Annotated in this window: 21 protein-coding genes; 5 read left to right on the top strand and 16 right to left on the bottom strand. The window is 61.5% G+C overall.

Features of this window, described 5'->3' with window-relative positions; translation table 11 throughout:
- The first annotated feature begins 85 nt into the window (after window positions 1–85).
- The 4 genes from K9857_RS05590 to K9857_RS05575 all read left to right on the top strand — a co-directional run bounded on the left by K9857_RS05590 (window position 86) and on the right by K9857_RS05575 (window position 3641).
- A complete protein-coding gene (locus K9857_RS05590; protein ID WP_224533863.1) occupies window positions 86–418 on the top strand; it encodes a DMT family transporter in 333 nt (110 codons plus the stop codon).
- Between the two features lie 236 nt (window positions 419–654).
- Window positions 655–1830, top strand: a complete 1176-nt coding sequence (locus tag K9857_RS05585; protein WP_224533862.1) for an NAD(P)/FAD-dependent oxidoreductase — start codon at window positions 655–657, stop codon at window positions 1828–1830.
- The gene (locus tag K9857_RS05580) at window positions 1827–2639 is read left to right on the top strand and encodes an aldo/keto reductase (RefSeq protein ID WP_224533861.1); all 813 of its coding nucleotides are present in this window, start codon (window positions 1827–1829) and stop codon (window positions 2637–2639) included. The genes K9857_RS05585 and K9857_RS05580 overlap by 4 nt, the downstream gene beginning before the upstream one ends.
- Before the next feature lie 33 nt (window positions 2640–2672).
- A complete protein-coding gene (locus K9857_RS05575) occupies window positions 2673–3641 on the top strand; it encodes a metal ABC transporter ATPase (RefSeq protein WP_224533860.1) in 969 nt (322 codons plus the stop codon).
- Between the two features lie 98 nt (window positions 3642–3739).
- Here the strand turns inward: K9857_RS05575 and hldE are convergent, their stop codons facing one another.
- The 3 genes from hldE to K9857_RS05560 form a co-directional block, all read right to left on the bottom strand.
- Window positions 3740–5164: a bifunctional D-glycero-beta-D-manno-heptose-7-phosphate kinase/D-glycero-beta-D-manno-heptose 1-phosphate adenylyltransferase HldE gene (gene hldE / locus K9857_RS05570; RefSeq protein WP_224533859.1), complete on the bottom strand. Its 1425-nt coding sequence runs from the start codon at window positions 5162–5164 to the stop codon at window positions 3740–3742.
- Window positions 5165–5338: 174 nt separating this feature from the next.
- Window positions 5339–7144: a lipid A export permease/ATP-binding protein MsbA gene (gene msbA / locus K9857_RS05565; RefSeq protein WP_224533858.1), complete on the bottom strand. Its 1806-nt coding sequence runs from the start codon at window positions 7142–7144 to the stop codon at window positions 5339–5341.
- 15 nt (window positions 7145–7159) lie between these two features.
- The gene (locus tag K9857_RS05560; protein WP_224533857.1) at window positions 7160–8332 is read right to left on the bottom strand and encodes an O-antigen ligase family protein; all 1173 of its coding nucleotides are present in this window, start codon (window positions 8330–8332) and stop codon (window positions 7160–7162) included.
- Between the two features lie 148 nt (window positions 8333–8480).
- Here K9857_RS05560 and K9857_RS05555 point away from each other — a divergent pair, with 148 nt between their 5' ends.
- The gene (locus tag K9857_RS05555; RefSeq protein WP_224533856.1) at window positions 8481–9050 is read left to right on the top strand and encodes a toluene tolerance protein; all 570 of its coding nucleotides are present in this window, start codon (window positions 8481–8483) and stop codon (window positions 9048–9050) included.
- Here the strand turns inward: K9857_RS05555 and K9857_RS05550 are convergent.
- From K9857_RS05550 to waaC, 13 genes are all read right to left on the bottom strand, one after another.
- Entirely contained in the window at window positions 9042–10136 is a 1095-nt protein-coding gene (locus tag K9857_RS05550) for a glycosyltransferase (RefSeq protein ID WP_224533855.1), read from the bottom strand. The two genes, K9857_RS05555 and K9857_RS05550, sit on opposite strands and share 9 nt — an antisense overlap.
- A 32-nt stretch (window positions 10137–10168) precedes the next feature.
- Complete coding sequence (locus K9857_RS05545; protein ID WP_224533854.1) at window positions 10169–11125, bottom strand: glycosyltransferase; 957 nt, start codon at window positions 11123–11125, stop codon at window positions 10169–10171.
- A gap of 83 nt (window positions 11126–11208) precedes the next feature.
- Entirely contained in the window at window positions 11209–12609 is a 1401-nt protein-coding gene (locus K9857_RS05540; RefSeq protein ID WP_224533853.1) for a PIG-L deacetylase family protein, read from the bottom strand.
- Window positions 12610–12617: 8 nt separating this feature from the next.
- The gene (locus tag K9857_RS05535; RefSeq protein ID WP_224533852.1) at window positions 12618–13514 is read right to left on the bottom strand and encodes an antimicrobial resistance protein Mig-14; all 897 of its coding nucleotides are present in this window, start codon (window positions 13512–13514) and stop codon (window positions 12618–12620) included.
- Window positions 13514–14644, bottom strand: coding sequence for a glycosyltransferase (locus K9857_RS05530; protein ID WP_224533851.1), 1131 nt, complete (start codon window positions 14642–14644; stop codon window positions 13514–13516). Before K9857_RS05530 ends, K9857_RS05535 begins: the two co-directional genes overlap by 1 nt.
- The gene (locus K9857_RS05525) at window positions 14628–16385 is read right to left on the bottom strand and encodes a carbamoyltransferase (RefSeq protein ID WP_224533850.1); all 1758 of its coding nucleotides are present in this window, start codon (window positions 16383–16385) and stop codon (window positions 14628–14630) included. The genes K9857_RS05530 and K9857_RS05525 overlap by 17 nt, the downstream gene beginning before the upstream one ends.
- 164 nt (window positions 16386–16549) lie before the next feature.
- On the bottom strand, window positions 16550–16885 hold the full coding sequence (locus K9857_RS05520; RefSeq protein ID WP_224533849.1) for a YceK/YidQ family lipoprotein: 336 nt from the start codon (window positions 16883–16885) through the stop codon (window positions 16550–16552).
- A 192-nt stretch (window positions 16886–17077) separates the two neighbouring features.
- Window positions 17078–18529 carry a lipopolysaccharide kinase InaA family protein gene (locus K9857_RS05515; RefSeq protein WP_224533848.1) on the bottom strand — a complete coding sequence of 484 codons (1452 nt, stop codon included), beginning with the start codon at window positions 18527–18529 and terminating at the stop codon, window positions 17078–17080.
- Window positions 18529–19281 carry a lipopolysaccharide kinase InaA family protein gene (locus K9857_RS05510; protein ID WP_224533847.1) on the bottom strand — a complete coding sequence of 251 codons (753 nt, stop codon included), beginning with the start codon at window positions 19279–19281 and terminating at the stop codon, window positions 18529–18531. The genes K9857_RS05515 and K9857_RS05510 overlap by 1 nt, the downstream gene beginning before the upstream one ends.
- On the bottom strand, window positions 19278–20012 hold the full coding sequence (locus K9857_RS05505) for a lipopolysaccharide kinase InaA family protein (protein ID WP_175375403.1): 735 nt from the start codon (window positions 20010–20012) through the stop codon (window positions 19278–19280). Before K9857_RS05505 ends, K9857_RS05510 begins: the two co-directional genes overlap by 4 nt.
- Window positions 20012–20818: a lipopolysaccharide core heptose(I) kinase RfaP gene (gene rfaP / locus K9857_RS05500; protein ID WP_224533846.1), complete on the bottom strand. Its 807-nt coding sequence runs from the start codon at window positions 20816–20818 to the stop codon at window positions 20012–20014. The genes K9857_RS05505 and rfaP overlap by 1 nt, the downstream gene beginning before the upstream one ends.
- A complete protein-coding gene (locus K9857_RS05495) occupies window positions 20819–21940 on the bottom strand; it encodes a glycosyltransferase family 4 protein (protein ID WP_175375401.1) in 1122 nt (373 codons plus the stop codon). It lies immediately after the preceding gene.
- Window positions 21940–23001, bottom strand: a complete 1062-nt coding sequence (waaC, locus tag K9857_RS05490; protein ID WP_224533845.1) for a lipopolysaccharide heptosyltransferase I — start codon at window positions 22999–23001, stop codon at window positions 21940–21942. Before waaC ends, K9857_RS05495 begins: the two co-directional genes overlap by 1 nt.

Genomic DNA, 23001 nt, shown 5'->3' with positions numbered 1-23001 from the left:
GAACAGATAGGTAATGACTTTACCGCATCTGACGAATCTCTAGAATGCCGCCTCAGAGAGCAACACTTCATACGAGGATTGAACCATGACCGCTTACTACTACCTGGCCATAGCCATCTGCGCCGAAGTGATTGCCACTGTTTCGATGAAAGCGGTCAAAGGCTTCAGCACCCCGCTGCCGCTGATTCTGGTGATCGTCGGTTACGGCATCGCCTTCTGGATGTTGACCCTGGTGGTGCGTAGCGTGCCTGTGGGCGTGGCTTACGCGGTGTGGGCCGGCATGGGTATCGTGATGGTCAGCGTGGCCGCGCTGTTTCTGTACGGGCAGAAGCTGGACCTGCCGGCGATGCTGGGGATGGGGTTGATTGTGTTGGGGGTTGTGGTTATTCAGCTGTTCTCCAAAACGGCCGGGCATTAACCAATTTGCCTGACCATCCAATCACCTGTGGCGAGGGGGCTTGCCCCCGTTGGGTCGCGCAGCGACCCCAAATTCAAGCAGCGTGTTTTTCCTGACACAACGCATTGCCTGGATTTGCGGTTGCTGCGCAACCGAACGGGGGCAAGCCCCCTCGCCACAGGCCCCCCTCACCACAGAGTCCTCTGCACATTGAGTCTGTATACTGCGCCCTTGTCCTGAACACTCGAGGTCGCTGCATGCCATCCGTTATTTCCACCGACGTTCTGATTGTCGGCGCTGGTGTCGCCGGCCTCTGGCTGAATGCGCGCCTGCGCCGCCAGGGTTTTTCGACCGTGCTGGTGGAAAGCGCCACCCTCGGCGGCGGGCAGACCGTGAAATCCCAGGGCATCATCCACGGCGGCGCCAAATACGCGTTGCATGGGGCCCTGACCGGCGCCTCGGAAGCCATCGCCGACATGCCCCGCCGCTGGCGCGAGGCCCTGGCCGGCAATGGCGAGCTGGACCTGTCCGGCGTGCGCCTGTTGTCCGAAGCCCATTACCTGTGGTCCCCGGGCACGATCGCCGGCAATCTCACCAGCTTCTTCGCCAGCAAGGCCGTGCGCGGACGCGTCGATCAGGTCAAGGGCGATCAACTGCCCCCCGCCCTGCAAGACAAGCGCTTCAAAGGCAAGGTCTATCGCCTGGCCGAACTGGTGATCGACGTGCCAAGCCTGGTCCAGCGCCTGGCCGACCTGGCCGGTGACGGCCTGCTCGCAGGGCAGAAAATCGAGCCTCTGCTGGAAGGCGGCGTGCTGGTCGGCCTCAAGGTGGATGAGCGCGAGATTCGCGCGCAACGCATCGTCCTCAGCGCCGGCGGCGGCACTGCATCGCTGCTCGAAGCACTGGGCCTGAGCAAGCCGGCCATGCAACGTCGGCCGCTGCACATGATCATCGCCAAGGGCCCGGGCCTCAAACCGCTGTACGCCCACTGCCTGGGTGGCGGTAGCAAACCGCGCCTGACCATCACCACTCACCCGGCCGCCGACGGCCAGTGGGTCTGGTACATGGGTGGCGATATCGCCGAAACCGACGGTGTGGCCCGCGAGCCCGCCGAGCAGATCGCCACAGCGCAGAAAGAACTCGGCCAACTGCTGCCCTGGATCGACCTGAACTCAGCGCAATGGGCGACCCTGCGAGTGGATCGCGCCGAGCCGCTGCAAACGGGCCTGACCCGCCCCGACAACGCCTTCCTCGCCGAAGAAGGCCGCCTGCTGGTGGGCTGGCCGACCAAACTGGCGCTGGCACCGGACTTCGCCGACCGCGTCATCGACAGCCTCGCCCGTGACGGCATCCAGCCAAGTGCGGCGGCACCGCTGCCGGAACTGCCAAAGCCGCCCATGGGCGTCCCTGCCTGGGAGCAATTGCTGCCATGAGCCAAGCGACCCTGCACGACCTGCATCGCCCCTTGGGCAGCACCGGCCTGCTCGTCTCGCCCCTGGGCCTGGGCACCGTGAAGCTCGGCCGCGATCAAGGCGTGAAATACCCCAACGGTTTCCAGATTCCCGATGACGACGAAGCACGCATGTTGCTCAAGCTCACCCGTGACCTGGGCATCAACCTGATCGACACCGCCCCGGCCTATGGTCGCAGCGAGGAACGCCTCGGCCCGCTGCTGCGCGGGCAGCGCAAGGACTGGGTGATCGTCAGCAAGGTCGGCGAAGAATTTGCCGACGGTGTGTCGCACCACGATTTCAGCGCCGCCCACACCCGGCTGTCTGTGGAGCGCAGCCTGCAACGCCTGGAGACGGACTTCATCGATCTGGTGCTGGTGCATTCCGACGGCAACGACATGGCGATCCTCAACGACTGTGAGGTTTATCAGACCCTCGCGGCGCTCAAGGTCGAAGGCAAGATTCGCGGTTTCGGCTTTTCCGGCAAAACCGTCGACGGTGGCTTGAAGGCGCTGGAGCAAGGTGACTGCGCGATGGTCACCTACAATCTGAACGAACAAAGCGAAAAGCCGGTCATTGACTATGCTGCTGCTCACGGCAAAGCCATTCTGGTGAAAAAAGCACTGGCCAGCGGTCATGTCTGCCTCAGTCCAGGGGTGGACCCGGTGCGCGCGAGTTTCCAATTGCTGTTCGAACATCCGGGCGTCGCCAGTGCTATTGTCGGGACCATCAATCCGCTGCACCTCGCCCACAACGTCTCGACCGTTGCCCAGGTCCTACGTAGCAACTGACGCCGCCCTACGCGGCCTAAAGCAGGAGCCGACATGCCGCGTACGCTCATCAGAAAGAACCCGAGCAACTTCAAGACCCTGCCGTTATTCGTCGAAGCGACTCCCGAAGGTCTGACTTATCAGAGCGTCGGGAGGCCGCTGAACTTCTCCCAGATCCTGCAGCGCCGCCGCCCGGTGACGGTCGCCGACAGCCAGCGTTTCGCCCTTGAACTGGCCAACCTCGGGGTGTCGGTGCGACTGACCCTGCATTGGCAAAACCGCGATTACTGGGTGCTGGTTCGCCAACGTCGGCAGGACCGTGGCGATGTGGTGCTCAAGCTGATCTCCGGCTATGTGCCGGCTCACGAACTGAATCTGCCGCTGCACACGGCGATTCAGGAGATCGCCGAGGAATGCCTGCTGGAAACCCCGGAAGGCTGGCTCAATGGCCGCTTCAACGATACCTGGCTGCCGGCGCCCTACGCCTCGGCGCTGCACTATCGCGAAGCACTACCCTTTCGCCTGTCGCCGCTGTCGGGATCGGCGCGGCCGGTGCGCTGCGCCAACCTGCAATTGATCGAACGCCCGCGGGCCTACGTGCATTTGCCCACGGCTTCGCTGCAGCTGATCTACGATTTGCGCCTGGACGTGCCCAAGGAAGCCAAGTCCCTGAGCCTGTTCCACGTCGACGAACGCCTTGAGGGCGATCAACTGGTGGCTCGACTGGACCGCAAGCGCCCCGACCTGTACCTGATGCCCTTGAAGGACGGCCACCCGCTGGCCGAGCTCTACACCTTGAAGAAGGACCAGCTATCCCCGGCGAGCACCCGCGGGCTGTACCTGGCCGAAAGCTTTGCCCGACAGGAAGGCTGGCTGGTGAAGGAGGAGCGGATTCGCTGGAAGGATTGGGTGCGGCAGCAGGGCTTGACGGAGCCCGGGAAGAATTCGGGGCTGGCGGTGTTGGGTGGGAAGGCGAAGCAGTTGTTGAAGAAGATGGTGCCGCGCAAGAAAGTGAATTCGTGAAAGATCGCAGCCTGCAGTGTGGTTTAAGCCAGCTCCTACACGATCCCCTGTAGGAGCTGGCTTAAACCAAAACTGCTGGCTGCGATCTTTTTTAAACGTCACTCGGACTTGCGGATCTTCTCGACAATCGCAGTCGTGGAGCTGTTCTCCACCAACCCCAGCACTTTCACCGTACCGCCGTAAGCCGTCACGATGTCCGCGCCAACCACCTGGTCGATCCCATAATCCCCGCCTTTGACCAGCACATCCGGCTTGACCTCGCGCAGCAGGTTTTCCGGAGTGCCTTCAGGGAAGCTGATCACCCAGTCCACCGCACCCAGCCCAGCCAGCACGGCCATGCGACGGTCGACGCTGTTGATCGGTCGACCCGGCCCTTTCAGGCGGCTGACCGAGGCGTCGTCGTTGATCGCTACGATCAGACGATCGCCTTGCGCCCGCGCCTGCTCGAGGTAGGTCACGTGGCCGGCGTGGAGGATGTCGAAGCAGCCGTTGGTGAAGACGATCTTTTCGTTGTGCGCACGAGCATCGTCGACCGCAAGCAGCAGTTGTTCGAGACCCAGCACACCGCGCTCGGAACCTTCTTCGCGCTGGATGGCGCGGCGCAATTCCGGCGCACTGATGGCCGCAGTACCGAGCTTGCCGACCACGATGCCGGCAGCCAGGTTGGCCAGGCCGACCGCGTGCGGCAGTTCCTCGCCTGCGGCAATCGCCGCAGCCAGGGTGGAAATCACCGTGTCACCGGCACCGGTGACGTCGAACACTTCACGGGCACGGGCCGGCAGGTGCAGTGCCGGGTGATCCGGACGCAGCAGGGTCATGCCGTGCTCGCCACGGGTCACCAGCAAGGCGCCGAGTTCCAGGTCGTGCATCAGCTTCGCGCCCTTGCTGACCAGTTCGTGCTCGTCGGCACAACCACCGACGATGGTTTCGAACTCGCTGAGGTTCGGCGTGATCACGCTCGCACCGCGATAGATCGAGAAATCCTTGCCCTTGGGGTCGGCCAGGACCGGAATGCCACGGGCACGGGCGGCCTGGATCAGCACCTGGTGATTTTTCAGCGCGCCTTTGCCGTAGTCGGACAGCACCAGCACCTTGATGCCTTCGAGCAGATCGTCGACCTGATTGGCCAGCTCGAGGGCGTCGGTGGAGAACGGTTCTTCGAAGTCGATTCGCAGCAATTGCTGGTGACGACTCATGACCCGCAACTTGACGATGGTCGGCTGGTGCGCAATGCGCTGGAACAACGCCCGCACGCCTGCGCCCTTGAGGCTATTGACCAGGCTGTCGGCGGCTTCATCGTCGCCGGTGACACCGACCAGCGAGGCCGGCGCGCCAAGGGCGGCAATGTTCAACGCAACGTTGGCGGCACCGCCCGGGCGGTCCTCGATGTGCTCGACCTTGACTACCGGTACCGGCGCCTCAGGGGAAATCCGTGAGGTACCACCATGCCAGTAACGGTCGAGCATGACATCGCCGACCACCAAGACAGGGGCTTGATCGAATCGCGGCATGGACAACTTCATGGAGCAACCCACATACAGAATGAACAGGGGCGCGATATTAGCACAGGGTAGGTGTCGGCTTGTGTGGCGGCTGCAAAGGGAGGGTTTGGTGGGGATTTTTCGCTCATTTATTGAGCAGGAAAATGTTACAGCCGGTTGCAACAGGGCGAGCCAGGCTCACCCTGTTGCAGCGGATCAGGCGATGTCTTCCGCCGGAGCGTCAAGGCCCATCGCGTGCAGGCGCGAGTAGTAGCCGTTATGCGCGAGCAGTTCTGCATGGGTGCCGCGCTCGACGATCTGGCCCTGGTCCATCACCAGAATCAGATCGGCCTTTTCGATCGTCGACAGGCGGTGGGCGATGACCAGCGTGGTACGGCCCTTCATGACCTGATCCAGCGCTGCCTGGATGTGACGCTCGGACTCGGTATCCAGCGCCGAAGTCGCTTCATCGAGAATCAGCAGCGGAGCATTTTTCAGGAGAGCCCGGGCAATCGCCAGACGCTGACGCTGGCCGCCGGAAAGCAGCACGCCGTTTTCCCCGACCTGGGTGTCCAGGCCATCAGGCATTTGCGAGATGAAGTCCATCGCGAAGGCATCGGTGGCGGCTTTTTCAATGTCGGCGCGGGGAGCGCCAGCCAGGTCACCGTAGGCGATGTTATTGGCAATGGTGTCGTTGAACAGGGTCACGTGCTGGGTGACCTGTGCCACATGCCGGCGCAGATTGCGCAGTCGATAATCTTCGATTTCGACGTCATCAAGGAGGATTTCGCCAATATCGTGATGATAGAAACGCGGAATCAGGCTGGCCAAGGTCGACTTGCCGCTGCCGGAACGGCCGACCAGGGCAATCATCTGTCCAGGCGATGCCGTGAAGTTGATGTTTTTCAGCACTTCACGGTCGGTTCCAGGATAAGAGAAGCTGAGATTGCGCACTTCCAGATGGCCGCTGATGCGCTCACGCTCGACGGTGCCGTTATCGACCTCGGGCTCGACGTCCAGCTGCTCGAAAATGCTTTCGGCACCGGCAACGCCCTTCTGGATGGTCGAACTGACTTCCGACAGTTGCCGGATCGGCTTGGGCAGCAGGCCCGCAGCGGTGATGTAGGCCACCAGATCACCGGCGGTGGCATCACCGCGCAGGAACAGCACTAGGAACATCAACACGGCCATGGCGGTGTAGATCACCAGCTGCAGCATCGGCGTGTAGACCGCGCCGGTCTTGGTCATGCGCAGTTGCTTGTCGGTGTTGCCCTGGCTCGCGGCGGCAAAACGCTGCTCTTCATAGCTCTCGCCACCGAAGCTGCGCACCACGCGATAGCCCTGGATGGTCTCGGAAGCGACATGGGTCACGTCGCCCATCGCCACCTGGATCTTCTTGCTCTGTTTGCGGAATTTCTTGCTGGTGTTGCCCACCATCAACGCGATCAGCGGCAGGATCGCCAACATCACCAGAGTCAGCTTCCAGTTCATCCATACCAGGTAGGCGAACAGGAACACCACCGTCAGGCCTTCGCGGATCACCACCTTGATGGCATCGGTGGCGGCACCCGTCACCATGGTCACGTTGAATGTGATGCGCGAGATCAGATGTCCGGAGTTGTGGGTATCGAAATAGCGATTGGGCAGAACCAGCAGCTTGTTGAACAACTCGACACGCAGGTCATGGACCAGGCCCAGCGAAACCTTCGCCAGGTAATAGTTGCCGAGAAACGAGCCGAGGCCTTGCCATGCGGCGATCAGGATGATCAGCAACGGCACCGCCATCAGCAGCTGCAGGTCTTTGAGGTAAGGAACGTTGGGGAAGAGCACCGCTTCGGGATTGCTCAAGCCATCGACGAAATATTTGAGAATCCCGGCGAGCATCGGCTGCGTGGAGGCAAAAATGACGAAACCCACGATACTCAGCAGGAAAAGGCCGATATAGGGTTTTACATATCCCAACAGCCGAAGATAGATTTTCAGGCTGGAATCCTGTCCCGCGTCTGGCGGTGCATCACTCATCGTAGGGCTCACTAATCAGGAAGAACGCGAAATTTTATCACAAGCGCCGGACTTGGCCCGTGACCATACCAGGACACTGGCCAGGCCAATGGGCAGCCAACTGATGAACCACTCGGCTCGCGGCGTGCCACTCATGCTGGCGGCGTCGAATTGCATGGCCAGGGTCGAGAACAGCCAGATGCCAATGATGCCTTTGCCATACAGCGTCTCGCGGGCCTTCCAGGCTTCGCGCAGTACACCCAGCCAGACCGCACACCACAACAGCAACCCCGGAATGCCCAGTTCGATGGCTACGTGGGAAAACAGGTTGTGCGCATGGTCGAAATAGATACCGGAGGAGAACACCCTGTAATCGCTGCCAAGACCCAAACCGCTCCAGGGACGCTCGGCGATCATTTGCAGACTGGCCATCAGGATCTGTGGCCGATAAGACACTCCACGTGCGGTGACAAAGGATTCAAAAAACCAGAAAGCAAGGAACGCAACCACAAGAGCGGCCCCTGCGACGACGCGACTGCGGTGGTCGCGGCACCAGATCGGCATGGCGAGTATGGTGAAAAACAGTGCCAGACCGGCGCCACGACTCTGGCTGAGCAGCACAAATACGCCCAGCACCACCAACGCTGAAAACCAGACCGCCTGAGTTGGACGGGTGCGTGGTGACCAGAGCAGAAGCCAGACTGCTGCCAGCCCGATGACATAGCCCCCAAGAATCGGGTGGGCCAATTCGCCCAACCCCTCGGCCCTCGCACTCAAGGGGTTGCCGTCGATCCCGTAGAATCGGACGATCGCAATCAACGCAGTGACCGCCAGCCCGACACCTCCCCATTGCATGATGCGAATCACACGGTTGGGCTGACCATTGGCGAGAATCGGGAAGAACAGCAGAAACACGGCGATGTACAACAATCGCTTGGGCTCGCGACTTATGTCCGTCGCACTCGACCATGTGAGACTGATGAGCGACCACAAAAACAGCCCGAGCAGAGGCAGATAGACCCAGCGTTGCGCGTAGAACAATTCCACAATCCGGGTCCTCGCCGACCAGGCGAAGGCCAGCGCCGGCAACCAGACAAAGGCGACGAGCCCCTGTTGATAGACCTTGTTGGTAGGCGCGATGGCGATGGCCAGCAGAAACCACAGCAGGCCCATCGTCATCCATGCTTGCGCCCAACGTTTTTCGTGCATCAAATTGCTCCTGAGAGTGTTCACCCACCCAACCGGCATGGTTAAAGCTGAAACTTTTCGGCATCATTGCCCGCCAAAGTGCCCCGTTCTCCCAACAAGGCTTTCTACGATGCAATGTTCTCGGCTTCCGCAGGCCGCTCTAAATCAAATGATTGATGGTGCCAAGGTGCTGGAAGCCGATAGCTTCGGGCCGAAAGTCTACCTGTTGCAGGACGGGAATATTCTGAAACTGTTCCGTCGCAAGCGTATTTTTTCATCGGCGTTGTTTCGTCCCTATTCAAAACGCTTCATCGACAATGCGGTCGAACTGCAAAAGCTCGGCGTACCGACCTTGCAAGTGCTCCAATACTATCGACTGCAAGCGCCAGGCATGACGGCTGTGCTTTACCAGCCATTGCCAGGAGAAACCTTGCGTCAGGTAGCCAACAAGGAAGGTTTCAGCTGGCAACAGGCCCTGCCGGACCTGGTCGGCCTGATTCGCAGTCTTCATCAATCGGGGATCTATTTCCGGTCCTTGCATCTGGGCAACATCGTGATCACCCCTGACCAGCGCATGGGCCTGATCGATGTGGCCGACATGCGATTTCTGCGAAAGCCGCTGCCTGCGCACTTGATCAAGCGCAATCTGCAGCACTTCGCCCGTTACATTGCACGGGAAAACCTGAACGAGAGCTTTCCAATGCAGGCACTGGAACAGGCGTTGCTGTCTTCAAAGTAGTAGTGATCGGGCGGTCTGACTGAAATTCTGCCAGGCCTTTTCCGGCGCCAGCGCCTGATACTGTTGTGCCGCGATCGCCTGGGGAGTGGCTTCAACGGCCCGCACGATGGCCGCGTGCCAACTGCTCACATCCTCAACAGGCGCATACCAGCCAGCAACTCCCAGTTGCTCGCGAAAGACTTCAAGATCGCTGGACAGGACCGGAACGCCCGCCAGAACCGCCTCCTGCATGATCAACCCAAGCCCCTCGCTCAAGGAAGGAATGGCGATCCAGTCGAATGCCCGGTAAAGCTGCGCAGCGTCGTTCAAGTGACCGGGCAACGAGACCTTGTCGCGCAACCCCTTGGCCTCGATCTGCGCTTGCAACGCCGATCGCTCTGCGCCTTCGCCGACAATCACCAAGCGCAGATTCGGCCGCTCGCGCAATGCCTGCGCGAATGCATCGATGAGGCAGGCAAACCCCTTCCCCGCGACCAGTCGCCCTACCGCACCCAGCACCTGTGAATCGTCAGCGGGCAATCCCAATCGCGAACGCGCCTGCTCGCGGGTCAGCAGTGCGGATTGGACGGCGGCAGGATCGAATGCGCTTCGCAAGGTCACGACAGGCAGTTGCAGGTCCGCGCTCAACTCTTGCGCCAGGGTGTTCGAGACGGCAGCCAATGTGAGCTGCGACGTCGGGGTCTTCTTGAAAAGCGCGCGATCGGCAGGAGACAGCCGGGTCGAACCGTGGAAAACCACCACGGCACGCAATGACGGCAATGACGCAAGCAGCGGCACCATCGTGCGCGCAACGCCCAGGCCATCGAGCAGCATCAGACGCACATCGCTTTCCTTGAGGGCCTTCTTGAATCCTGCTTGCATCCAGGGCTTGGTAAAGCGCCAGAAACTCCGCCCCTTGAGCTGAGCGGAAGACAACCCCCACTCACGAACCTCGCCGACAGTCGCCCCGGATTGAGAGGCGCTGCCCTGAAGCAACCAGGTATTGACCGGCACGGATGGCGAGGCGTGGGCGAGAATCTGCTGATGCACTTTATGAGTGGAGGCGAACGCAGCGCCGCTTGCCCACATGACGTTAAGAATGCTCATAGAACGAAAAGCCAGTGTATGGAGTGCTGTTGTCAGATGCCCAGTTTCAGGCGGATTTTTTCGAGCAGGCTCAGCGGCGCTCGGGGGCGCAATGCAGGCTCCATTACCTCGACGATACGCTGGCCTATGCGGGCGAAACTGAACTGGCTCACCGCCAGTTCCCGACCGTTGTGCGCAATACGCTGCGCCAGCTCCGGGTCGTTGCGCAAGACGGCCAGCTTTTCCTGCAGTTGCGCAATGCTCTGGTAGAACACCACGTTGTGCATATCCTGCAGACCCAGCGCCTGGCTTTCCTCTGCGCCCTGGTCAAAGGCCAGCAAGACACAGCCACAGGCCATGGCTTCGAAGTTCTTGATCATGAATTCGCCCATGCCGACATCGGCACTGACGAAAAAGCGAATGCGGTTGAGGGTGTCGCGGTATTCCTCGCCGGACTTGGTGCGGGTCACCACCAGAGGTTCGACCTGCGCCAACTCGTCGAGCAACGCCTTGCGCCCGCTATAGGCGACGCTGTTGGTGCTGCCGACAAAGGCCAGCTCGATATCCCGTTCACGTCCCTGATCTTCGAGTTGGGTCTGGTCGTAGCCCTTGGGCACGAACACCGCATCGAAACCTTCCTGACGCAGGCGCTCGGTGACCACGAAACCGGAGCTGATCACCCGCGCCCACGGCAGGCGGCGGTAATGCGCGCTGAACTTGCCGGTGTATTTGCAAGGAATGTAGTTCTGGTAAGCGTCGTGCTCGAGAATTACCAGGTTGGGGATCGTGCGGATGAACGAGGCCTGACGGATTTCCTGCTTGAAGCGCAGGAAAAACACGATGCGGTCGTACCGCGACACATCGACTTCACGTCGGAAATAGCTGCGCAGGTTGCGCTGCTCATCGCTGCTCAACCACCGCAGATCGCATTCGCAATGAGCCGCCACGCCTTCGTACAGACGGTCCAGGATGGCCCGCTGTTCTTTCTGCACCAGAAATAAAACTTTCATCGTTTTCCTTGCCGCAACAGGCAAACCGAGCAATACCTGAATGAACCCCGCCCGAAGCAGATGCCCGTCAGGCCCGAAACACCTTACAAACGCCAGAACAGTTCGTGGCGACGCACAGCCTTGCGAAAAAACTCATTCTCGCCGTAAGGCGAACCGGAACGCCCCGCCAGCAGCCGCTGCAAACCGCGGCGCAAGCGGCGCTTGAACGGTGCGGGAGGTTGCAGGTCATGCATCATGCCCAGAGCCATGGCCTTGTCATGCTGTTGCGCCGTGGACAACGAGAGGCAGCAGGGATGCAGCGAAGCCGCCGGGTCGAATACAGGAGGAAGGGTGATACCGGTGCCATTGTCACCCATCGGCCAGCGATCGTTGTCGTGCAGGTGATTGGCGTAACCCAGCAGGGTCGGTTGCCATTCGAGCCCTTTCAGGGCTTCGAGCACCGCTTGCTGGGCGCAGATGTGATCGGGATGAGGATCGAGGGTCGGATGCGGCATCACGATCACTTCCGGCTGCGCCCGCTGCAACAGTGCTCGCAGATCGGCCACAAGATTGTTCCAGGTCGGCGCGCCATCGACGTCACCCGGCAGGGTAAACGGATTCAACTGACGGAACAGACGCGTGTCGCTCAAATCCGCTTCGCGAGAACCCACCGGTTGCGAAGGTGAGGCCTGCATGGCTTGCAACTGAAGACAGAAATAACCCAGCTGCACGCAGTGCGCCTCGGGCACTCCGGCCCAGCGCGGCACGGCAATGCTGTCCCAGGCGCGCAAACGGCCTTTGAGCCGCGCCGCCTCGACCTTGCCCAGCCCCATCTGCTGATAGTGCTCGGCTTCGATTTCACCGGCGGTGAGGGTGACGATCCAGGCTTCTTCGGCCTGGCTGTACAAACCGTAGGCTGCCAGCTCGGCATCATCGGCATGGGGAGCGATGACCATCACCCGCTGCCGGCGGTAATCGGGATGCTCAATCGCCCAGAGCACTGGCTCGCCGACCAACCGGCAGTGACGTCCGCGCAAACGCAACTCACCCTTTGACAACACCTTTGCCTGACCGCTGAGGTTTAGAAAACGCAGGCCATTGACGCCGCGCTCGAAAGTCTGACGGTCCGGATTTTCGCCACCGACCAGTTCCACTACCGGATCAAGGAAACGCCCCAGCCAGGTGCTCTTGATTCGCAGCGCCAGCACCAGCGTCGCGTCGTCGACCAGCATCACTCCTTCGTCCAGCCGCAGGTGCTCGCCGTTCAGATGAACCTTGGGCTGCGGTGTGAAGGGAGGAAAGTTGTACTGGTAATCGTCTTTCGGCGAATAGAACAGATGATCGGCAAACCAGGCCTCGTGGGCGATCCAGCCCAGCACTGCCAGCAGCAGCGGCAACCACCAGGCCACCCAGATGCCGCAGACGATCAACAGCGCCAGGGCAACCAGCAGAGCGAGGCGTTTGTTGCGTCGATGGCGCTTGAGCAATTGTTGTTTGCGGCTCATGGGCTGACTCATACGGTGTAGACCGGCACAGGATTGCACCAACGATCCTTGTATTCGCGATCGGCGCGGCCGAAGGAGAAGCGCAAGGGTTTGTCCAAGGCCCGGGCATGTTCCCAGGCGCTTTGGGTGTTGAGGAAACTCAGCACGCTGCCGGGGCTGAACTCGCGGGTTTCAGGGTCGACGCCGCCATTGATGTATTCGACGCTGATCCACTGCGGCGCCTCTACGCGGTAAACCAGCTGGATCGCGATCGGTGCATCGTTGAGGAAAATCACCGAGCCGATCAGCAGTTCGCGCAACAACTCGACGACATCGGCCATGCGCGCAGCGCCCGTAGCCGGGAAACCCCAGCGGCGCTGGAACAGATCGCAGTAGATCGCCGCCAGCTCGGCAGCGGAGAAATCGGTGACCGGTCGAACCACGCCCCCCGCCTCTTCCAGCAACCTGAGTTCGCGGCGCTGGTTGTAGCGAAACTTCTTCGACAGTTCTTCCGGCGTGCGGGCCATGGCCAGTTGTTCGGCCTGCAACTTGATGTCGCTGAAGCGGTTTTCGTTCAGCGCCGACAGGTAGCGGCCACGATGCCGCAGAGGCGCCTGGGCATTTTCGGCGGCGGGCAGGATGATCTCGGCGTTGCCCAGATCGAACAGGCCCTTTTTGCCGTTGCGTTTGAGCACTTCCTTGGACAGGGCCAGATCGCGGCCCCAGGTCGGAAGCGCCGCCTTGATGTCGCCGCCCTGTTCCCAGACCAGATAGCGGACGGGGATGCCGGCCAACTGCGCCAGTCGCGCGACCACCAGCGGGTGAGTCGCGACGCTGCCGCCATAACGCTGCCAGGTTTCGGCGTAGGTCGAGGCATCAGTTACGGACCAGCCGCGTTCGCGCCAGCCTTGAAATCGGTTGAGCATCAGCCCCTCGGTGCCAGTTCGATAACGTGCGGCAGATGCCAGAAAGCATCGCGTACCGCGCGGTCGGAGAAACGCTCGTGCAGGCGGTCGAGCATCAGCTCGGCGCATTGCTGACGTTGCCGGGCGTCCATCGCGGCCAGATGTTGCAGCCCCTGGGCCAGATGTTCGGCGTCCCCCAGCGGGAACAGAATGCCGACACCTTCGACCACTTCCTTCGCCCCGCCGCACGCAGTGGCCAGCAACGGCACGCCGGCGGCCATGGCTTCGAGCAGCACCATGCCGAACGGTTCGTTATCGGAGCTCAGGGCGAACACGTCGAAGGCACGGAAGTAGCGTCGCGCATCGGGCACCTGGCCGAGGAACAGCACACGGTCGCCAATGCCCAGCTCGCGGGCCTGGGCCTTGAGATCTTCTTCCAGCCGGCCTTTGCCGAGAATCACCAGCTGACTGTTGGCCGGCAGGCCCGGCAATGCCTGGGCAAAACCGTCCAGCAGCGTGGCCTGATCCTTGTCCGGATGCAGGCGCCCGACATTGCCGACAATCCAGGCATCGCTGGCCAGGCCGAGGGTTTCCCGGGCTTCGTCAGCCGATACCTGGCTTTGCTGCAATGCCGGCACGTCGATACGGTTGTACAGCGTCTGGATTCGCGTCGCCGGCCACTTCGGCAGGCAACGGCGCATGTCGTCGCGCACGGCATCGGAGACACCGAGCAGGCTCAGGCGCTTGCGGAAAATGTGGGCGAACAGTTTGCGCGAACCGCGTTTGTAATCGTCAAACGCGTGGTGCACGCCAATCACCGGCAGCGAAGTGCCGAGCAAGGCGATGTAGATCGGCTTGAAGCGATGGGCGATGCAGAAACTGAAATTGCGTGAGGCGGCGATCTTGCGCAGATCGCCGATGGCACCCAGCTTCAGGCCACGAATGGCCTTGGAGCTGTATTCCATGAACAACACTTCGTCGGAGGCGCAACCCGCGGCGACTTCGGCATCGGCGACCCCGGTGAGAAACACCGTGGTCACGCGATAGCCGGTCCCCGCGAACAGGCTGGCGTACTGCCGGGCGCAGTCCAGGAACGGCCCGTCATAGCCGTGGCAGAACTGCAGCACATGGCGTTCAGCCGAGCGTGTCATAGGCGTTCGCGCCCTCTTTGACCACCAGGATGTCTTCCATGATCAGGTACTGCAGATCGGAGCCGAAGAACATGTTCAGGGCGTCGGTCGGCGAGCAGATCATCGGTTCGCCACGACGGTTGAGCGAGGTGTTCAGAGACACGCCGTTGCCGGTCAGGTTCTCGAGCGCCTTCATCATGTCGTAGTAGCGCGGATTGTATTCGCGCTTGAGCACCTGGGCGCGGGAGGTGCCGTCTTCGTGAACGACTTCCGGTACGCGGGTCTTCCACTCTTCCGCCACTTCGAAAGTGAAGGTCATGAAAGGCGCCGGGTGGTCGATCTTGATCATCTGCGGCGCGACGGTGTCGAGCATCGACGGGCAGAAAGGCCTCCAGCGCTCGCGGAACTTGATCTGATGGTTGATGCGGTCGGCCACGCCGGCCACGCTCGGGCAACCGATGATCGAACGACCGCCCAGTGCGCGCGGACCGAACTCCATGCGGCCCTGGAACCAGGCCACCGGGTTGCCGTCGACCATGATTTTGGCGATCTGCTCCGGCATGTTGTCGAGCTTGCGCCAGGTCGGCTTGTTCTCGTGGCGGGCGCAGGCGGCGATCACGTCTTCGTTGCTGTACGACGGGCCGAGGTAGACGTGTTCCATCTTCTCGACCGGCACGCCACGGGCGTGGGACACATAGGCCGCAGCACCCACCGCGGTACCGGCGTCGCCGGACGCAGGCTGCACGAACAGTTCCTTGACGTCGTCGCGGGCGATGATTTTCTGGTTCAGCTTGACGTTCAAGGCGCAGCCGCCGGCGAAGGCCAGCTTGCCGGTTTCCTTGAGTACGTCACCCAGGTAGTGGTCGATCATCTGCAACGCCAGTTTCTCGAACAGCGCTTGCATGCTCGCGGCGTAGTGGATGTAAGGCTCGTCGGCGATGTCGCCTTCGCGCTTCGGACCCAGCCACTCGATGAGTTTCGGCGAGAAGTAGAAACCCTTGCCCTTCTCTTTATAGCGACGCAGGCCGATCACGTTGGCGTATTCGGTGTTGATCACCAGTTCGCCGTTCTCGAACGAGGCCAGGCGCGAGAAATCGTATTTGCTGGCGTCGCCGTACGGCGCCATGCCCATGACCTTGAACTCGCCGTCGAGCATTTCGAAACCGAGGAACTCGGTGATCGCGCCATACAGGCCGCCCAGGGAGTCCGGATCGAAGAATTCCTTGATCTTGTGGATCTTGCCGTTCTGACCGTAGCCGAAGAAGGTCGTGGCGTACTCGCCCTTGCCGTCGATACCGAGGATCGCGGTTTTCTCTTTGAAACCGGAGCAGTGGTAGGCGCTGGAGGCGTGGGCCAAGTGGTGTTCGACCGGCTCGATCTTGATTTTCTTCGGATCGAAGCCCAGTTGCTCCAGGCACCAGACGATCTTGTTGCGATAGCGCTTGTAGCGACGGTTGCCCATCAGGATCGCGTCGAGGGCGCGGTCCGGGGCGTACCAGTAACGTTTTGCGTAGTGCCAGCGGGCCTTGCCGAAAAGACTGATCGGGGCGAACGGAATCGCCACCACATCAACGTCCGAAGGCTTGATGCCGGCCTGTTCCAGGCAGAACTTCGCCGATTCGTAGGGCATGCGGTTCTTTGCATGTTTATCGCGTACGAAGCGCTCTTCTTCAGCCGCCGCGACCAGCTTGCCGTCGATGTACAAGGCTGCTGAAGGATCATGGCTAAGGGCGCCGGACAGGCCAAGAATCGTCAATGCCACAGGGGTCTAGCCTCTTTAGTCTGCATGTCAGGCGCCGTAGCGCCTCAAAAATGATCTGCCCTCGCCGGGAGCGTGGGGCAGCTAAAGGGCGGGATTATAGCTTAAAAGCAGCTGCAAGCCGCTAGCTGCAAGCTGCAAGGGGGTTGAGCGGTGACTTTGAGGGCTTATCCGGGGGATGGGCGCCAGTAAATGGAGATATTGCCGTCGGTGGCTTGGCGGTAGAGGGTGTAGGGCAAGGCTACTGTGTCCAGGGCGCCGGAGAGGGCCATGTCGGCCAGGATGAAGGGAAGAAACATGCCCGTGGGGTCAGGTGGCGCGTTCAATACGCAGAAATCGTAGGCCAGGCCGCTGTAGGTCCTGGGAATGGATTGGCAATAGGTTTTTTGCTTGCGCAGCCCCTGGGCTGCTTCAGCTTCGTCCTGAAATACCGTTGCGAAGGTGCCGCATCCGGTCAGAGTCAGCGAGATGACACCTGCTGCGACGGCCATTTTGATGGTCAAGGTCTGTCCTCCATGAAGGACAGCCAAGCTAGCATCGCGGTTGATCAGGCCACAGTTCATGGTTTCCCAAGATTGTGTAGGACCATTCTGGCCTCATCGCGGGCAAGCCCGCTCCCACAGGTTTATGTGTTGCTCACACATGCTGCGACCGACACAAAACCTTGTGGGAGCGGGCTTGCTCGCGAAGACAGCTTAAGCTGCGCCGGAAATATCCTTGGGCAACCGCTGATCAATCACCTCATGCAGAGCACTGCTCTCAGGCCAGTTACGCATGAACCGCGCACGATCCTTGGCATAGGCCGGAGCAAAGTTGCCGAGAGAGCGATGCTGACACATCGAATCCAGATCGATCAGCGCCCAGCGATCCTGCTGCCAGAACAGGTTGTGCCCCTTGAAGTCGCCATGGCTGATGCGCAGGCGAATCAGTTCGGCGAACAACCGGTCCAGCGCCGCCAGTTCCGCCTCGGGGGCATCGCCGCTTTCCACGTAAGGCGCAAAGCGCTCGATGATGTCCGGCCCCGCCAGATGCTCGGTGATCAGGTAAGCCCGACCGCGCAGCCAGAGAAAACGCTTTTCCAGCAGCGCCAGGGGTTTGGGCGTGGCAATGCCGAGAAACGCCAGGCGATTGCCTTCGTGCCACGAGTGCCAGGCGCGACTCGGACGCCAGAAGCGCTTGAGCCAGTGGGCGAAGCCCTTGATGTTGTAGCGCTTGATCACCAGCGTGCGGCCATCCACCTCGACTTTGCCGACGCTCGCCGCGCCACCGGTTTTATAAAGGTGACCTTGATCGAGCAACGCATCGGCCCGATCCAGAACCGGCAGCATCGAAGCCTCTTCTTCACGCCGGATCGCGCGCAAGCCGAACGCACCGCGCTGGACGCTGAACAGCGTGCACTCGCGCCCGACCTTGATCAGGTAATCCTTCAGCCGCCAGCTGCGCACCTTGTCGATCTGCTTCTGCAAGGCTTCCATCGGCAAGGCATGCTCGCCGTTGCTCAGCAGGTAGTACACCAGCAACTCTTCGGTGAACGGCTCCAGCGCCTGGGGCAACTGGGCGAAAAACACCCCGAGGTTTTCCAGGACTTTCTGCCGCGACAACGGCTGGCCCGGGGTTTCGGCGCGGATCCCCGCACCGTCGATCAAATACAGGCGACTGCCCTGGCGCAGCAGGTTGTCCAGGTGCAGATCTTCCTGCCACAGGCCTTTGCGGTGCATTTGCCCGATCGCGCCCAGCGCTTCGGCCAGCACCGCCGATTGCTCATCGGCCAGCGCCGGCAGGTGTTCGACCTGCTTCCAGGCGTCGCCCAGGCTCGCGGCCTCTTCCAGAAACTCGAACAGCAGCCAGCCGCCCTCGCCGTCCTTGAGCCCGTCGGCCAACAGCAGCGGCGTGGTCAAGCCTTGCGCCGCCAGCAGGCGCACGCCGTCCAGCTCCCGCTGGAAATGCCGCGCTGCCTTGCCGCCGACCAGCAACTTGGCCAGCACCGGACGACCGCGCCAGATGCCAGCGCCGACGTAGCGCTGCCCCGGCAAAACCCGCAACAGACTCAGTAGCTGCAAATCCGCGGGACCGGCGGCATCGGCCAACGAAACACTCAGCGGCAACGTCGGGCTGCGACCGGCATTCTTCAGCTCGGACAAACGCATCAGCGCTTCTCCTTATGGCTGCGTCGCGCGGTCAGGCGCGTCAGCCAGCTGTCGATCAGCGTGCTGTTTTGAGGCTGGTCCAGATAGGCGCCCAGCAGAATGCGCAACTGCGCGTCACTCCACTCCGGCGCCCGGCGCAACAGCGGCTCCAGATCCTTGACCCGATCACGTTGACCTAACAGCAGCGGCCGGGTCTTTTCCAGATCGATCAACTGCGCCTGGTAGCCGTCACCGGTGGCGCAGAGGAAAATATGCTTGGGGTAAAAGCAGCCGTGCACCTGACGCACGCCGTGCAGGCGCCGCGCCAGTTTTCCACAGGCTTGAAGAATCGCGACATGTTGCGCCTCGCCCAGGTCAGACCAGCGCTGCAGCAGCGAATCCAGGTCATCCCAGCCGTCCAGGGCGCGGGTCAGCAGAATCGCCCGGACTTCGCCGTCGACCTTGCGTTCACCAAAGAACGCCGCTTTCAGCGCCGGAATACCGAGTTTTTCATAGCGGCTGATGTTGCGGAATTCACGGGCGAAGCTCGGCTCGCCAAAGGGCGCGTGCAACGTGTGCATCATGTAGTTGCTCTGACGCTTGAGGTAGAAGCCCTGACCCTCCAGATCCAGTCGAAACACGCTGCTCCAGCCACCACGAATGGTGTTGGGTTCATCCACGGCGTCGAGTTGCCGGGCCCAGAGTGCGTCGAAAGTGCCCAAGCCGTGGCGCTCGAGCAGCGCACGGTCTTCGGCAGCCAGAAAATCAGTCATTCGCGTCCCTCGAAAAATCTCACCACGTGCCGGATCCGTTTCTTGTCGGCGTCGTTGAGCCGGTCCCGTTGGCGGTATTGCAGGTAAAAGCGCAGGCGCTGGGTGGCCGACAATTGATACTTGGCGACCTTGTCCAGGCAGGCCAGGTCCTTGGTGATGCGGTACTTGAGCCAGAAACCGCTCCAGAAATCACCGTTGGGGCAATCGATCAGGAACAGTTTGGCCTGATCGTCGATCAGCAGGTTGCGCCACTTCAGATCGTTATGGGTAAAACGATGCTCGTGCATGGTCCGGGTGTGGCTGGCCAACTGACGGCTGACCTGGTCGACCCAGGCGCGATCCGCCAGTTTCGGGTCGTGCCGCTCGGCCAGCGCGGACAGATCCTCGGTATGCGGCAGCTCGCGGGTGATCATCGCCCCGCGATCATAGGCCGCCCCGCGCCGCTCCAGACCCCAGGCCACCACCTCGGCCGTGGGAATGCCCCACTTGGCGAAGCGCTTGAGGTTCTGCCATTCCATTTTTACCCGGGGTTTGCCCAGATAACGACGCAAGCCCTTGCCGGCCCCCGAGTAGCGCTTGACGTAATAGTTGACGCCGTTGCGCTGCACGCGGATGACCTCGGACAGCGGGTCGCGGGTCAGGCGCTCGCCCTGCAGCGCAAACACCGCATCGAGGCTGCCGAAATCTTCTGCCAGATCGCTGTAGGCCGGCTCCAGTGTCCAACCCGCCATCAGAGCGCATCCCCGTAGCGTTGCTTGCGGTCGTAAAGCTTGTTGGCCTTGCCTTCGAGCCAGCTCAGCAGCCCGGCCTCTTCACTGAGGATCTGCCGCAGCGGCCGCTGGAAGTAGCCCTTGAGAAAACGCAGTTTGTCGCGACGGGTCAGGCCGATATCCAGGGCCGAAAAGTACAGCGCCGCCAGATCCTTGTTGCGCCAGCGCGAGGTAATGGCCGGGCGTGTCTGGGCGCGGTGCAGGTCGATCACCGAGAGTTTGAAATCGTCTGCCGTCACCGGTTTGTCGGTGTGCAGCAGGAAATGGCAGATGTAGCAGTCACGATGGTTGACCCCGGCGCGGTGCATCATGCCGGTCATGCGCGCCACTTCGGCGATCAGCGCGCGTTTGAGCCTCGGCTCCGGCGGCTGCTTGAGCCAGTTGATGCTGAAGTCTTCGAGGCTGACGGTCGGCGCCAGCTCTTCGGTGACGATGAACGAATGCTGGTCCGCCGGATTGCTGCCCTTCTCGCCGTAAGCCACGGCGGTCATGGTCGGCACACCGACTTCCTGCAGGCGCTGGATGGCTTTCCATTCCTGGCCCGCGCCGAGGACCGGCAACTTGGCGGTCAGCAGGTTCTTGAAGATCTCGCCCCAACCGATGCCACGGTGGATTTTCACGAAAAAACCATTGCCGTCCACTTCAGTGCGCAGGGTCCGGCGCGCTTCCAGTTCGCGGTAAACCTCGCCCTGCAAGCCTTCGACTTCGGTGAACGCATCGCGTCCGGCCCAAAGGCTCTTGAACGGTTCAGCCAGCATCAACTTCATTTAAGCGTGCTCCGCCAGAATCACATCGGCCGCGTGCTGCGGCATGCTGTAGAGGTCGGCCGTTTCGGCAAAGGCCAGACCGTTGCGGCTCCAGGCCGCCCGTGCTTGATCGTCGTTCAACATGCCGGTCAGGTATTGGGTCAACTGCCCCTGATCGAACGGCTCGTCCAGCACCAGGCCGGCATCGGCCTCGGCAATGTAATGGGCGTAACCGCAGACCGCGCTGACCAGCACCGGCAGACCGGCCACCAGCGCTTCAAGCAGCACGGTGCCGGTGTTTTCGTTGTAGGCCGGGTGGATCAACAGATCGGCGCCAAGCAGGAAACGCGGGATATCGCTACGCCCCTTGAGGAAGGTCACGTTATCGCCCAGGCCCAGTGTGGCGCTCTGCATCTGGAACAATTTGGGGTCATCCTGGCCGATTACAAATAGCCGGGTACGTTTCTTCAGATCGGCGGGCAACGCCGCCAGCGCCTTCAGACTGCGATCCACGCCCTTGGTCTTGAACCCGGAGCCGATCTGCACCAACAGCAGCTCGTCGTCCTTGAGGTTGAATTCGGCGCGAAAGCCGGCGCGGATCTGGTCGGCATCCGCAGGCCGGCGGCGGTCCTGGGCGATGCCCGGCGGCAGCAGGTGAAAGCGCTTGAGCGGGGTGTCGTAATGCTTGATGAACAGCGGCTGCTGCACTTCGGAGATCATCAGCACTTCGGTCTTGGCGTCCTTGGCGAACACCGCCCGCTCGTACTCGGCGAAGTGGCGATAGCGGCCCCAGCGGCGGTACAAAGAGTTGCGCAGGTTCTGCGCCTTGTCTTCGAAACAGCCGTCGGCGGCGTAGTAGACGTCCAGGCCCGGCATTTTGTTGAAGCCGATCAGGCGATCGACCGGGCGCTTGGCCAGGTCCGCCTCCATCCATTCGCTGAGCTTTTCATTGCGCCGATGATTGAAGAACGCCTTGACCGGCGCCACCAGCACTTCGAAGCCCGGCGGCACGTCGCCTTCCCAGATCAGCGTGTAGACGCGAATCTGGTGGCCGCGCTTCTGGCACTCCAGGGCAATGCGCATGAAGTCACGCTGCAAACCGCCGAAGGGAAAATACTTGTAAAGGACAAATGCCAATTGCATCAGCGCAGCTCCTCGGTGAGTAACAACGTGCTCAGCCGGCTGGCGACGCGTTCGGGATTCACGCGGGTGAAGCACAACGGCCACTCGCGTTTGAGGTCGAACCGGCGGGCATCTTCGGCCGTCGGTTGATAGGTGCATTTCTTCGACATGCAGGGCGCGCAAGGAAAATCGCTGGCCAGATGGATCTGCGACTTGCCGTAGGCACCGGTCAGGCCGGGGTTGGTCGGACCGAACAGCGACAGGGTCGGCACGTCCAGCGCCGCGGCCAAATGGCCGAGGCCGGTATCCACCGCCACGCAGGCCTGAGCGCCGGCCAGCACCTTGCCAACACCGGCCAGATTCAGCTTGGGCAGCACTTCAACGTGCTTCATGTCCTTGGCGATGCGTTCGGCGCGGGCCTTCTCGACCGCATTGCCCCAGGGCAGCTTCACCCCGACACCCAGGTAACCGACACGCTCGGCCAGCTCGCGCCAATAGGCTTCGGGCCAGTGCTTGGTGTCCCAGGTGGTGCCGTGCAGGAACAGCACGTACGGATTCTTGCGCGGCAATTCCACCAGGCGCTCGACGTTCAGGCCGTAGTCGCCCAGGCCTTTGGGCAAGTCGTAACCCAGGGCCACGGCGAACAGCTGACGCACCCGTTCCACCGCATGCTGCCCACGGGCCACGGCCAGGCGACGGGAATAGAAGCGCGCGGCAATCGGCTCACGGGCCGAGTCCTTGTCCAGCCCGGCGATCGGGGCTTTGACGTAGCGCGTCAGCAAGGCACTTTTCAAAAGGCCCTGGGCATCGATGACCAGATCGTATTTCGTCGCGCGCAGGCTTTGCTTGAAGCGCTTCCACTCGCCGCTCTTGATGGTTTGCCAGATGTTCTTGCGCCAGCGGCGGATCGCCACCGGGATCACCTTGCCAACGGCCGGGTGCCAGGTGGGAATTTCGGCGAAGCCCTCTTCCACCACCCAGTCGAAGGTGATGCCGGGAATTGCCCGCGCCGCGTCGGTCAGCGCCGGCAACGCGTGAATCACGTCGCCCAGCGATGAAGTCTTGATCAGCAGTACCCGCAA

This window comes from Pseudomonas sp. REP124 (genome assembly GCF_020164475.1).
Classification (GTDB): domain Bacteria; phylum Pseudomonadota; class Gammaproteobacteria; order Pseudomonadales; family Pseudomonadaceae; genus Aquipseudomonas.
The sequence above is the reverse complement of the archived record's forward strand: the minus strand, read 5'-3'. Positions and strand labels throughout refer to the sequence as shown.

Excerpts from the sequence above, each read along its gene's own strand:
- K9857_RS05590 (WP_224533863.1), top strand. The coding sequence starts at position 86 with ATGACCGCTTACTACTACCTGGCCATAGCCATCTGCGCCGAAGTGATT.
- K9857_RS05585 (WP_224533862.1), top strand. The coding sequence starts at position 655 with ATGCCATCCGTTATTTCCACCGACGTTCTGATTGTCGGCGCTGGTGTC.
- K9857_RS05580 (WP_224533861.1), top strand. The coding sequence starts at position 1,827 with ATGAGCCAAGCGACCCTGCACGACCTGCATCGCCCCTTGGGCAGCACC.
- K9857_RS05575 (WP_224533860.1), top strand. The coding sequence starts at position 2,673 with ATGCCGCGTACGCTCATCAGAAAGAACCCGAGCAACTTCAAGACCCTG.
- hldE (WP_224533859.1), bottom strand. The coding sequence starts at position 5,164 with ATGAAGTTGTCCATGCCGCGATTCGATCAAGCCCCTGTCTTGGTGGTC.
- msbA (WP_224533858.1), bottom strand. The coding sequence starts at position 7,144 with ATGAGTGATGCACCGCCAGACGCGGGACAGGATTCCAGCCTGAAAATC.
- K9857_RS05560 (WP_224533857.1), bottom strand. The coding sequence starts at position 8,332 with ATGCACGAAAAACGTTGGGCGCAAGCATGGATGACGATGGGCCTGCTG.
- K9857_RS05555 (WP_224533856.1), top strand. The coding sequence starts at position 8,481 with ATGATTGATGGTGCCAAGGTGCTGGAAGCCGATAGCTTCGGGCCGAAA.
- K9857_RS05550 (WP_224533855.1), bottom strand. The coding sequence starts at position 10,136 with ATGAGCATTCTTAACGTCATGTGGGCAAGCGGCGCTGCGTTCGCCTCC.
- K9857_RS05545 (WP_224533854.1), bottom strand. The coding sequence starts at position 11,125 with ATGAAAGTTTTATTTCTGGTGCAGAAAGAACAGCGGGCCATCCTGGAC.
- K9857_RS05540 (WP_224533853.1), bottom strand. The coding sequence starts at position 12,609 with ATGAGCCGCAAACAACAATTGCTCAAGCGCCATCGACGCAACAAACGC.
- K9857_RS05535 (WP_224533852.1), bottom strand. The coding sequence starts at position 13,514 with ATGCTCAACCGATTTCAAGGCTGGCGCGAACGCGGCTGGTCCGTAACT.
- K9857_RS05530 (WP_224533851.1), bottom strand. The coding sequence starts at position 14,644 with ATGACACGCTCGGCTGAACGCCATGTGCTGCAGTTCTGCCACGGCTAT.
- K9857_RS05515 (WP_224533848.1), bottom strand. The coding sequence starts at position 18,529 with ATGCGTTTGTCCGAGCTGAAGAATGCCGGTCGCAGCCCGACGTTGCCG.
- K9857_RS05510 (WP_224533847.1), bottom strand. The coding sequence starts at position 19,281 with ATGACTGATTTTCTGGCTGCCGAAGACCGTGCGCTGCTCGAGCGCCAC.
- K9857_RS05505 (WP_175375403.1), bottom strand. The coding sequence starts at position 20,012 with ATGGCGGGTTGGACACTGGAGCCGGCCTACAGCGATCTGGCAGAAGAT.
- rfaP (WP_224533846.1), bottom strand. The coding sequence starts at position 20,818 with ATGAAGTTGATGCTGGCTGAACCGTTCAAGAGCCTTTGGGCCGGACGC.
- K9857_RS05495 (WP_175375401.1), bottom strand. The coding sequence starts at position 21,940 with ATGCAATTGGCATTTGTCCTTTACAAGTATTTTCCCTTCGGCGGTTTG.